The organism is Achromobacter sp. 2789STDY5608615, from assembly GCF_001298995.1.
Taxonomy (GTDB): Bacteria; Pseudomonadota; Gammaproteobacteria; order Burkholderiales; family Burkholderiaceae_B; genus Achromobacter; species Achromobacter insuavis.
In genome coordinates this window covers 100,134-111,930 of the sequence record NZ_CYTY01000011.1, presented here as the reverse complement: position 1 = coordinate 111,930, position 11,797 = coordinate 100,134, and the positions used below count along the sequence as shown (strand labels likewise).

Sequence of the window (11,797 nt, the reverse complement as noted above, 5' to 3'; positions counted from 1 at the left end):
AGGCGGTCGTCAGGCGCGCGTCACGAGTAGGGACGCTCGCGCAACCGGGTGTGATGATCGACCACCGTGTCGATCACTTCGCGCAGGATGGTTTCGGCCAGGGCCGGCGGCACGCCGGCCTCTTCGGCCAGGCGCCGGATGCGCTGGACCTGCTGGTCTTCGCGCACCGGATCCACCAGATCCATGTCGTTGGCCTGCTTGAGTTCACCGATCATGTCCGTGCAGCGAAAGCGCACGCCGAGCAGCAGGATGATCTGCTGGTCGATCTCGTCGATTTCGGCGCGCAGCGATGCCAGTTCGGCTTTCGGGGAGTCTTGATTGGCCATGTCTTTCAACCTTGAACGATATCCAGCTTGGCGATGCCCAGCGCCAGCGTCTTGGCGCCGACATCGCGGAAATGGATTTCCGCCTGGGCATCCTGTCCCGCGCCGCTCAGGCTGACGATGGTGCCGTCGCCGAAACGCGCGTGGTGCACACCCTGTCCCACACGATACTGCTTGTCGCCCACCGTGACGCCGGAGGCCGTGCCGCGCGGTTGACGCGGCGCAATGGTGTTGGTCGGCTTGCGGCCAAACGCGTCGCCGCGGTTGCCGTTCCAGCCGCCGCCGGCGCTCAGGGCGGGCGCCAGCCCGGCCTTGGGCGACAGCCACTTCAGGTGCTGCTCGGGGATTTCGTCGAGGAAGCGCGACCGCATGGCGTAGCGCGTCTGGCCATGCAGCATGCGGCTTTGCGCCAGGCTGATGTACAGGCGCTGGCGCGCGCGGGTGATCGCCACGTACATGAGGCGGCGCTCTTCCTCCAGGCCGGACTGTTCCAGGATGCTGTTCTCGTGCGGGAACAGGCCTTCCTCGAGGCCGGTGATGAAGACGGCGTCGAACTCCAGGCCCTTGGCCGCGTGCACGGTCATGAGCTGCACGGCGTCCTGGCCCTGCTGCGCCTGGTTGTCGCCGGCTTCGAGCGCGGCATGCGACAGGAAGGCGGCCAGCGGCGTCAGGCCATCGGAAACCACCGGCGGCGCATCGACCACGCCGGGCATCAGCGTGCTGGAGGTGTCCTGGTCGGGCACCACGCCGGCGGGCATGCCGTCGTAGTTTTCCTCGGACGCGAACACCGCCGCGGCGGTGATCAGTTCGTTCAGGTTTTCGAGGCGCTCGGCGCCTTCGCGCTCGGCCTTGTAGTGCGCGTTCAGGCCGCTGGCCTCGAGCATGTGCTCGACCATTTCGGGCAGCGGCAGGTCGCGCGTTTCCTCGATCAGGCGATGGATCAGCTGGGCGAACTGGGCCAGGTTGGAGCCGCCCTTGCCCGCCACCAGCGCCACGGCCGCATACAGGCTGGAATCATGCGCGCGGGCCGCGTCGGCCAGCTGCTCCAGCGTGCGCGCGCCGATGCCGCGCGTCGGGAAGTTGACCACCCGCATCCACGAGGTGTCGTCGTGCGGATTGGACATCAGGCGCAGGTAGGCCAGCGCGTGCTTGATTTCCTGGCGCTCGAAGAAGCGCAGGCCGCCGTAGACCTTGTACGGAATGCCGGCCGAGAAGATGGCGTGCTCGATCACGCGCGACTGCGCGTTGCTGCGGTAGAGCACGGCGATCTCGCGGCGCAGGCTGCCTTCGTGGATCAGCGAGCGGATCTCGTCGACGATCCATTGCGCTTCCATGCCGTCCGAGGGCTGCTCGATGACGCGCACCGGCTCGCCCTCGCCCTGGTCGGTCCAGAGGTTCTTGCCCAGGCGGCCGCTGTTGTGGCCGATGAGCGCATTGGCGGAATCCAGGATGTGGCCGTACGAGCGGTAGTTCTGCTCCAGGCGGATGACGGTGCCGTGCGCGTAGTCGCGCTCGAAGTCGGACATGTTGCCGACGTTGGCGCCGCGGAACGCGTAGATGGACTGGTCGTCATCGCCCACGGCGAAGATCGCCGCGCCGCCGCCGGCCAGCAGCCGCAGCCACTTGTACTGCAGCGTGTTGGTGTCCTGGAACTCGTCGACCAGGATGTGGCGGAAACGGCGCTGGTAGTGCTCGCGCACCGGCGCGTTGCGCGACAGCAGTTCGTAGGCGCGCAGCAGCAGCTCGGCGAAGTCGACCACGCCTTCGCGTTGGCACTGGGCTTCGTAGAGCTGGTAGATCTCGATCAGGCGGCGGCGGTGCGCGTCATAGGCTTCGACGTCAGCGGGGCGCAGGCCCTCTTCCTTGGCGCCGTTGATGAAACGCTGCACGTCGCGCGGCGGATACTTCTCGTCGTCGACGCCGTTGGCCTTCATCAGCCGCTTGATGGCGGCGAGCTGGTCGGTGACGTCGAGGATCTGGAAGGTCTGCGGCAGGCCGGCGTCGCGATGGTGCGCGCGCAGCATGCGGTTGCACAGGCCGTGGAAGGTGCCGATCCAGAGGCCGCGCGTATCGATCGGCAGGATGGCCGACATGCGCGCCAGCATCTCGCGGGCGGCCTTGTTGGTGAACGTGACGGCCAGCAGCCCAAAAGGCGAGGCCTGGCCGGTTTGAATCAGCCAGGCCATGCGGGTGGTGAGCACCCGGGTCTTGCCGCTGCCCGCCCCGGCCAGGACCAGGGCGTGCTGCGGTTCTAACGTTACTGCGGCGCGTTGTTCAGGATTGAGCTTCTCTAGCATCATGCCGCGTAGCGGCGCAGACGTTGAGCGAATTGCTCGAGCCCGGCGATGCCGCTTTGCTGGGCGCGCTGGCACCAGGCCTGCAGGTCATGGAGGAGCTGTTCGCTGCTGGCGCTGGAGCTTTCCCAGATACGGCCGAGTTCGCGGCGCATCTGCACCAGCGTCGACAGCGACTGGTTCTGGGCGATGGCCTTGTCCACGGCTTCGAGCTGTTCCGGCTGGAGGATGTCCTCGTTGCGGTGGATGGCGCGGCGCACCTTGTGCAGCTTGTTCCAGCCGCAATCGGCGTTGCCGTCCTGGCGCGAGGCCTTCAGCTTGGCGAGTTCTTCGCGGGCGGCGCTCTTGATCACGTCCGCGTAGCGGGCCATGACTTCGTAGCGGTGCGTGATCACGCCCTGCAGCGTGCGCAGGTCGATGCCGGTCTTGGAATCATCCAGCTTGAGCTTGGGCGCGACCTTCTTGATCTTGGCCAGGCCCAGGAACTTCAGGATGTTGATGTAGCACCAGCCGATGTCGAATTCGTACCACTTGGCCGAGAACTTGGCCGACGTGCCGTGGGCGTGATGGTTGTTGTGCAGCTCTTCGCCGCCGATCACGATGCCCCAGGGGAACACGTTGGTGCTGGTGTCCGGGCTATTGTAGTTGCGGTAGCCCCAGTAGTGGCCGATGCCGTTGACGACGCCGGCCGCCCAGAAGGGGATCCAGGCCATCTGCACCGCCCACACCGTGACGCCGATCGCGCCGAACAGGGCGATGTCGATGGCGAGCATGGTCAGCACGCCCCACAGGCTGTGCTTGCTGTAGACGTTGCGTTCGAGCCAGTCGTCAGGCGTGCCGTGGCCGAACTTGGCCATGGTTTCCTTGTTGTTGGATTCTTCGCGGTAGAGCTCGGCGCCGCGGAACAACACCTTCCAGATGCCGAACAGGATGGGCGAATGGGGATCGCCTTCCTTTTCGCACTTGGCGTGGTGCTTGCGGTGGATGGCAACCCATTCCTTGGTGACCATGCCGGTCGTCATCCAGAGCCAGAACCGGAAGAAGTGCATCACGGCCGGATGCAGATCCAGGCCCCGGTGCGCCTGGCTGCGGTGCAGGAAGACGGTAACGGACACGATCGTGATGTGCGTCACGACCAGGGTGAAAACGACGACCTGCCACCAAGTCGCTTGGGTCAGACCGCCGGCAATGAAGGAGAGGATGTAATCCATAAAGCTGTAATGAGCCTCGCTTGAAGAGTGCCTGAAGTTTAGCTTACCTTTGCCGCGTTATGACAATGGAGTTTCAAAATAGTTTTTGAGGGAAATCAAGGACTAAGCCCTACTTTTGACCACACTGCGGCAGGCGCGCGACCGAGTCGGCGACCCTTGGCGACGATGACGGCGTGTCCCGGGCCGGGAAGCGCCCACGTCGGGCACTTCGTTTTGGCTACATTCCGTGATTAAAGTTCCTGTCAGGCTGGGGCGCTGTCTTGCGGGCGCCACGCGTCTGGCGCACACTTCGGTCCGCCATCACCGTCACCGCCGTTCCCCTCCCGCGATGTTCCTCGAAAAAATCCGTCCCCATTTTGTCGCCCTTCTGACCATCACCGGCCTGGCCGCCATGGCGCCCGCCAGCGCCCAGTCGCTGAAAACCGGGGACGTAGCTGTGCTGGCGTCCTATTACGAGATCCGCGGCTCGGATTGCCTGGCGCTGCGCGCGCCACGCGTCACCATCACGCTGCAGCCGCGCCTGGGCGTCGCCAGCATCGTCCAGACGCGGGGCCAGTCCGGCGACTCGGGCCGTTGCGCATATAAGACAGTGCCGATCGCGCAACTGGTCTACCAGGCCAACCAACCCGGGTCGGATTCGCTGGCCTGGGAGGTGAAGTACCAGAACAAGACCATCGGAACCCGCCGCTACAGCGCCACGCTGGGCATCACGCCGGCTCCCTGAGCCGGCGCGAGGACCGGCCCGCTCAGGCGGCGGGCTTGTCCTGAGCAGCCTCGGCCGGGGCATCGGCCGTCACCGGCTCCCCCGCTTCCTGCGCCGCGGGCGTCTCGGCGTCCGCTTGCGCCAGCGCGGCGACTTCCTCCGGCGCTTCGGCGCCCGCTTCCGTCAGCTCGGCCGCTGCCGCCGGCGCTTCGGCCTGGGCTTCGCCTTCCGCGGCGGCCTCGCCCTTCTTGCGGCGCTCGAAGACGGCCGCGAAGAACCCGTCGGTGCCATGCACGTCGGGACGCAGCTGGACGTAGGGTCCTTCCAGCTTCAGGTTGTCGCAGCGGGCCGCCAGGATCTCGGCCGCATCCACGCGCTCGAAATCCGGGTGGCTGGCCAGGAAGCGATCGGCCTGCACCTCGTTTTCCTCGGCCAGCAGGCTGCAGGTGGCGTACACCAGCCGGCCGCCGGGCGCCACGCAGCGCGCGGCGCTGTTGAGGATGCGTTCCTGCAGCTGGCCCAGTTCGGCCAGCGACTCGGGGTGCTGGCGCCACTTCAGGTCGGGGTTGCGGCGCAAGGTGCCGATGCCGCTGCAAGGCGCGTCGACCAGCACGCGCTGGGCCTTGCCGGCCAGGCGCTTGACGCGGGCGTCGTTCTCGCTGTCGATCGCCACCGGCACCACGTTCGACAGGCCGCTGCGGGCAAAGCGCGGCTTGGCGCGCGCCAGGCGGGCGGCCGAGACGTCGAAGGCATAGAGGCGGCCGGTCGAACGCATCAGCGCGCCCAGCAGCAGGGTCTTGCCGCCGGCGCCGGCGCAGAAATCGATGATCATTTCGCCGCGGCGCGGGGCCACCAGCAGGGCCAGCAACTGGCTGCCCTCGTCCTGCACCTCGATGCTGCCGTTCTCGAACTGCGGCCAGCGGTTGATGGCCGGACGGCCTTCCATGCGGATACCCCAGGGCGAGTACGGCATGCCCACGGGTTCGTAGCGGCCGGCGCTCTGCTGCAGTTCGGTAAGCATGGCGTCGCGCTCGACCTTGAGCGGATTGACGCGCAGGTCCAGGCTGGCCTGGCGGTTGAGCGCCTCGATCAGGGTTTCCGGGCTCTCCATGGCGCCCAGGCGCTCATCGAGCCAGTCGGGGATGCTGCCGCGCACGGCGCGGGGCAGCGTCGCCAGGTTGATCTGCAGCACGCGTTGCAGCCATTCGGCCTCGGCCGCGTCCAGGCCTTCCTGCAGCGCTTCCGCGCCCAGGGTGGCGGCCAGGCCGAGGATGGCCAGGCGGCGCGAAGCCGGGCCGACGCCGCTTTCGCCGAACTGGCGGTAGCGGCGCAGGTGGCGCAGCACGTCGTAGACGGCTTCGGCGACCTCGGAACGGTCGCGCGCGCCCAGGCCGGGGTGGCCGCGCAGCCAGTGCGACAGGGCGGCGTCGGCCGGGTAGGTCCATTGCAGGATCTCGCCCAGCACACGCTGCACCTGGTCGATGCGGCTGGCGGCGTAGGACAGGCGCGGACGGTTGAACTGCGGCTTTTGCGGCGCGGCGTCGCGCGGGCCGTGGCCTTCGCGGCGGTCGGAGCGGTCGGAGCCGTAGGCGCCGCGCTCGCCGTCACGGCCTTCGCCGCGCTGGGAGCCGTAGGACGGACGCGAATCCGGGCGGCCATAGCCTTCACGGCGGTCCGAGCCGAAGGAGCCACGCTCGCCGCCACGGCCTTCGCCGCGTTGGGAACCGTAGGACGGACGCGAATCCGGACGGCCCTGGCCCTCACGGCGGTCCGAACCGAAGGAGCCGCGTTCACCGCCACGGCCTTCGCCGCGTTGGGAGCCGTAGGACGGGCGCGAATCCGGGCGGCCATAGCCTTCACGGCGGTCCGAACCGAAGGAGCCGCGTTCGCCGCCACGGCCTTCGCCACGCTCTGAGCCGTAGGACGGGCGCGAATCCGGGCGGCCATAGCCTTCACGGCGGTCCGAACCGAAGGAGCCGCGTTCACCGCCACGACCTTCACCCCGCTGGGAGCCGTACGACGGGCGCGAATCCGGACGGCCCTGGCCTTCACGGCGATCCGAATTGAAGGAACCGCGTTCGCCGCCACGGCCTTCACCCCGCTGGGAACCGTAGGACGGACGCGAGTCCGGGCGGCCCTGGCCTTCGCGGCGGTCCGAATTGAAGGAACCGCGTTCGCCGCCACGGCCTTCACCGCGCGGGGAGCCGTAGGACGGCCGCGAATCCGGGCGGCCCTGGCCTTCGCGGCGGTCCGAATTGAAGGAACCGCGTTCGCCGCCCCGGCCCTGGCCTTCACGACGCTCCGAACCATACGAGCCACGCTCGCCACGGCCCTCGCCGCGGCCGCCCTCGTAGGAGGGACGAGGCGTCGGGCGCCCCGAGCCTTCGCGACGGTCGCCGAAGGAAGCGCGTTCGCCGCGACCTTCGCCGCGCGGCGCGTCATAGGACGGGCGCGGGGTCGGACGGCTGTCGCGGCGTTCGTCCGGACGGCCTTCGCGGTCACCGGCGGCGCGCTCGGCACGGGGCGCGCGTTCCTGCGCGCCGCGGGCCTCGCCCTTGGGGCGCGAGAAGAAGGACCGGCCGTCGCGGCCTTCGGCAGCCGGACGGGAACGCGGAGATTGGGGTTTGCTCATGGTGTATTCCAGTGGGGCGGCCAGGCGCCGCCCGATAAAAGCGATTCAGGGACCGTCAGGCGGCCCGCGGTGCGCAACGGCGGCGCTCAAGCCGCCGCGGACCAGGTGAACAGGCGGTCAGGATCGCCCTGCACGTCCACCCGGTGGTCATTCGTCAGGGTAACCCGGCCTTCGGCCAGCCAGCGCACGGCGGTCGGAAAAGCCTGGTGTTCGACTTCCAGCACGCGCTCGGCCAGCATTTCGGGCGTGTCGCCGGCCAGGACCGGCACGCAGCCCTGGGCGATGATGGGACCGTGGTCCAGCACCGGCGTCACGAAATGCACGGTGCAACCATGCACCCGCACGCCGGTGGCCAGCGCCTGGGCGTGCGTGTGCAGGCCGGGGAACGCCGGCAGCAGCGACGGGTGGATGTTGACCAGGCGGCCGCTGTAGCGGTTGACGAAGCCGGGGGTCAGCACCCGCATGAAGCCGGCCAGGATGACGTAATCCGGCGCGTGCAGGTCGATTTCAGCGGCCAGCGCGGCGTCGAAGGCTTCGCGGCTGGCATAGTCCTTGTGGTACAGCGCCGCGGTGGCGATGCCCTGGGCGGCGGCCCATTCCAGGCCGGCGGCGTCCGGGCGGCTGGCGATCACGGCGGCGATGCTGGCCGGCCAGCCCTGTTGGCGACAGGCCTCGACCAGGGCCTGCATGTTGCTGCCGCGTCCCGAGATCAGGATGACGATGCGGCGCGTTGTAGTAGAGGTTTCCGGCAAGATGAGCGATCCAAATTGGGGATGACGAACAATCCCGTAATCCAAAATTGTAAACTCTCGCTCGTGAAACCACCGCTGCGCATCTACCGATCCCTTCCGCCGCCCGCCCAGCGCGCTCCCAGCGCGCTGACCATCGGCAATTTCGACGGCGTCCACCGCGGACACCAGGCCATGCTGGCGCGGGTCTGCCAGGTCGCGCGCGACCGGGGCCTGACCCCGGCCGTGATGACCTTCGAGCCGCACCCGCGCGAGTACTTCGCCACGCTGAACCAGCGCCCCGAGCTGGCGCCGACCCGCATTTCCGGGCTGCGCGACAAGCTGGCGGCGCTGGCGCGCTACGGCGTGTCCCAGGTGGTGGTCGAGCGCTTCAACGCCCGCCTGGCCGAAATGTCGGCCAACGCCTTCATCGAGAACCTGCTGGTTCACGGCCTGGACACCAAATGGCTGCTGGTGGGCGAGGACTTCCGCTTCGGCCACAAGCGCAGCGGCGACATCGACCTGCTGCGCGAAGCCGGCCTGCGCCACGGCTTCGAGGTGCAGACCCTGGCCGACGTCACCGACCGCCACGGCCACCGCATTTCCAGTTCCGAGGTGCGCACCGCCCTGGCGGTGGGCGACCTGGACCGGGCCCGCCACCTGCTGGGCCACCCCTTCCATATCAGCGGCCACGTGATCCACGGCCAGAAGCTGGGCCGCACCCTGGGCTTTCCGACCATGAACCTGCGGGTGGCCGAGCGCTGCGCGGCCCGTTCCGGCATCTACGTGGTGCAGGTCTATGGCCTGGCCGAGCGCGCCCTGCCGGCGGTGGCCAGCCTGGGCGTGCGCCCGACGGTCGAGGACCGCGGACGCGTGCTGCTGGAAGCACACCTGCTCGACGAGACCGTCAACGCATACGGTAAACTCGTGCGTATCGAATTCCTGCAAAAGCTGCGGGACGAAGAAAAATTTCCTGACCTCCCTTCCCTGACTGCCGCCATCGCCGAAGACGCGCGAAACGCGCGCGCCTATTTTGCCGTTCATGGACTATAAAAAGACCCTCAACCTGCCCGATACCCCCTTCCCCATGCGGGGCGACCTCGCCAAGCGCGAGCCCGCCTGGATTGCGCAGTGGGAGGAAAACCACGTCTACCAGGCGATCCGCGCCGCCAGCCGCAGCCGTCCGCGCTTCGTGCTGCACGACGGTCCGCCCTACGCCAACGGTGACATCCACATCGGCCACGCGGTCAACAAGATCCTGAAGGACATCATCGTCAAGAGCCGCAACATGGCCGGCTATGACGCGCACTACGTGCCGGGCTGGGATTGCCACGGCATGCCGATCGAGATCCAGATCGAGAAGAAATACGGCAAGCACCTGCCCGTGGCCGAAGTGCAGTCCAAGGCACGCGCCTACGCGCTCGAGCAGATCGACCGCCAGCGCAAGGACTTCAAGCGCCTGGGCGTGCTGGGCGAGTGGGATCGTCCCTACATGACGATGAACTTCAGCAATGAAGCCGACGAGATCCGCGTGCTGGGCCGCATCCTGGACAAGGGTTACGTGTTCCGCGGCCTCAAGCCCGTGAACTGGTGTTTCGACTGTGGTTCGGCGCTGGCCGAGGCCGAGGTCGAGTACGCCGACCGCGTCGACCCGGCGGTGGACGTGGCCTTCCCGTTCGCCGAGCACGACAAGCTGGCCAAGGCCTTCGGCCTGGACAAGGTCGACGACGGCGCCATCGTCATCTGGACCACCACGCCCTGGACCATCCCGTCCAACCAGGCGCTGAACCTGCACCCCGAAATCGAATACGCGCTGGTGCGCGTGTCGCCCGCGCCCAAGTTCGGCCCGCTGCTGCTGATCGCGCGCGACCGCGTCGAGGCCTGCCTGAAGGCCTGGAACCTGGAAGGCGAAGTCATCGCCACCGCGCCGGGCGCGGCGCTGTCGGGTATCGAGTTCCGCCATCCGCTGGCGCAGTTCGAAGCCGCCTACGACCGCAAGGCCCCCGTCTACCTGGGCGACTACGTCACGGCCGACTCGGGCACCGGCGTAGTGCACTCGGCCCCCGCCTACGGTATCGAAGACTTCATCTCGTGCAAAGAGCACGGCATGAAGGACACCGACTTCATCAGCCCGGTCATGGGCGACGGCAAGTACGTCGACAGCCTGGCGCTGTTCGGCGGCCTGTCGATCTGGGACGCCAACCCCAAGATCGTCGAGGCCCTGAAGGAAGCCGGCGCGCTGATGCACGTCGAAAAGCACAAGCACAGCTACATGCACTGCTGGCGCCACAAGACGCCGATCATCTACCGCGCCACCAGCCAGTGGTTCGCCGGCATGGACGTGCGGCCCAAGGACGGCGGCCCGACCCTGCGTGAATCGGCGCTGGCCGGCATCGACGCCACGGCCTTCTACCCGGCCTGGGGCCGCGCCCGCCTGCACGCGATGATCGCCAACCGTCCGGACTGGACCCTGTCGCGCCAGCGCCAGTGGGGCACGCCGATGGCCTTCTTCGTGCACAAGGAAACCGGCGCGCTGCACCCGCGCACGGCCGAGCTGCTGGAACAGGTCGCGCAACGCGTCGAGCAAGGCGGCATCGAGGCCTGGCAGACGCTGGACCCGCGCGAGCTGCTGGGCGATGAAGCCGACCAATACGAAAAGAACCGCGACACGCTGGACGTGTGGTTCGACTCGGGCAGCACCCACGCCACCGTGCTGGGCGGCAAGGACGGCGATTTCGCCGGCTCGCACGGCGCCGAACTGGGCTGGCCCGCCGACCTCTACCTGGAAGGCTCCGACCAGCACCGCGGCTGGTTCCATTCGTCGCTGCTGACCGGCTGCATGCTGTACGGCCAGCCGCCCTACAAGGCCCTGCTGACGCACGGCTTCGTGGTGGACGGCCAGGGCCGCAAGATGAGCAAGTCGGTCGGCAACGTGATCGCGCCGCAGAAGGTGTCCGATTCGCTGGGCGCCGAAATCCTGCGCCTGTGGGTCGCCTCCACCGACTACTCGGGCGAGCTGTCGATCTCCGACGAGATCCTCAAGCGCGTGGTCGAAGGCTACCGCCGCATCCGCAACACGCTGCGCTTCCTGCTGGCCAACCTGGCCGACTTCGACGCCGTGTCGCAGTCCGTGCCCTACGGCGAGCTGTTCGAGATCGACCGCTATGCGCTGGCCATGACGGCGCAGATGCAGGCCGAGGTGCAGGGCCACTACGAACGCTACGACTTCCACCCGGCGGTCTCGCGCCTGCAGACGTTCTGCTCGGAAGACCTGGGCGCGTTCTACCTGGACATCCTGAAGGACCGCCTGTACACCTCGAAGGTGGACAGCGTGGCCCGCCGCTCGGCTCAGACCGCGCTGCTGGACATCACCCAGACGCTGCTCAAGCTGATGGCGCCGATCCTGTCGTTCACGGCCGAAGAGGCCTGGAAGGAACTGGTCGGCTCGGCCCTGAAGCACCAGGCCGACGCCGCCCGCGTCACCATCTTCACCGAGGTCTACCACGCGCTGCCGCCGTTCGCCGATGCCGAGGCCCTGTCGGCCAAGTGGACGCGCCTGCGCGCCATCCGCGCCGAGGTCCAGCGCAAGCTGGAGGAAGTGCGCACGGCCGGCGACATCGGTTCGTCGCTGCAGGCCGAGGTCGACCTGTACGCCAGCGGCGAAGACCAGCAGCTGCTGGCCAGCCTGGGCGACGACCTGCGCTTCGTGCTGATCGTCTCGCGCGCCACCGTGCACGCCGGCGAAGGCGAGACCCGCATCGAGGTGACGCCGTCCAAGCACAAGAAGTGCGAGCGCTGCTGGCACTGGCGCCTGGACGTGGGCCAGGATCCGGATCACCCCGAGATCTGCGGCCGCTGCGTGTCCAACCTGTTCGGCTCGGGCGAAGCCCGCGACAAGGCCTGAGC

The 11,797-nt window shown here is 68.1% G+C and carries 8 protein-coding genes; 3 read left to right on the top strand and 5 right to left on the bottom strand.

Annotation, left to right across the window (positions count from 1 at the left end):
* Nucleotides 1-20: 20 nt before the first annotated feature.
* From AOZ49_RS11885 to AOZ49_RS11875, 3 genes are read right to left on the bottom strand one after another with little or no spacing between them, the layout of a single operon-like run.
* Nucleotides 21-326 (bottom strand): chorismate mutase, encoded by a 306-nt coding sequence (locus AOZ49_RS11885; RefSeq protein WP_054430021.1) that lies wholly within the window; start codon nucleotides 324-326, stop codon nucleotides 21-23.
* 5 nt (nucleotides 327-331) lie between these two features.
* The gene (locus tag AOZ49_RS11880) at nucleotides 332-2,623 is read right to left on the bottom strand and encodes a UvrD-helicase domain-containing protein (protein WP_054430023.1); all 2,292 of its coding nucleotides are present in this window, start codon (nucleotides 2,621-2,623) and stop codon (nucleotides 332-334) included.
* Nucleotides 2,620-3,828: a DesA family fatty acid desaturase gene (locus AOZ49_RS11875; RefSeq protein ID WP_006395975.1), complete on the bottom strand. Its 1,209-nt coding sequence runs from the start codon at nucleotides 3,826-3,828 to the stop codon at nucleotides 2,620-2,622. The genes AOZ49_RS11880 and AOZ49_RS11875 overlap by 4 nt, the downstream gene beginning before the upstream one ends.
* 328 nt (nucleotides 3,829-4,156) lie before the next feature.
* Here AOZ49_RS11875 and AOZ49_RS11870 point away from each other — a divergent pair, with 328 nt between their 5' ends.
* The gene (locus AOZ49_RS11870) at nucleotides 4,157-4,552 is read left to right on the top strand and encodes a hypothetical protein (protein WP_054430025.1); all 396 of its coding nucleotides are present in this window, start codon (nucleotides 4,157-4,159) and stop codon (nucleotides 4,550-4,552) included.
* Nucleotides 4,553-4,574: 22 nt separating this feature from the next.
* Here AOZ49_RS11870 and AOZ49_RS33955 read toward each other — a convergent pair whose 3' ends face one another.
* Entirely contained in the window at nucleotides 4,575-5,996 is a 1,422-nt protein-coding gene (locus AOZ49_RS33955) for an RsmB/NOP family class I SAM-dependent RNA methyltransferase (RefSeq protein ID WP_054475614.1), read from the bottom strand.
* Nucleotides 5,997-7,249: 1,253 nt separating this feature from the next.
* Nucleotides 7,250-7,915, bottom strand: coding sequence for a phosphoribosylglycinamide formyltransferase (gene purN, locus AOZ49_RS11860; protein ID WP_054430027.1), 666 nt, complete (start codon nucleotides 7,913-7,915; stop codon nucleotides 7,250-7,252).
* Nucleotides 7,916-7,978: 63 nt separating this feature from the next.
* On the opposite strand from purN, the gene AOZ49_RS11855 reads away from it, so the two are divergent.
* The gene (locus AOZ49_RS11855) at nucleotides 7,979-8,944 is read left to right on the top strand and encodes a bifunctional riboflavin kinase/FAD synthetase (RefSeq protein WP_054430028.1); all 966 of its coding nucleotides are present in this window, start codon (nucleotides 7,979-7,981) and stop codon (nucleotides 8,942-8,944) included.
* Complete coding sequence (ileS, locus tag AOZ49_RS11850) at nucleotides 8,934-11,795, top strand: isoleucine--tRNA ligase (protein WP_054475472.1); 2,862 nt, start codon at nucleotides 8,934-8,936, stop codon at nucleotides 11,793-11,795. The genes AOZ49_RS11855 and ileS overlap by 11 nt, the downstream gene beginning before the upstream one ends.
* Nucleotides 11,796-11,797 lie beyond the last annotated feature (2 nt).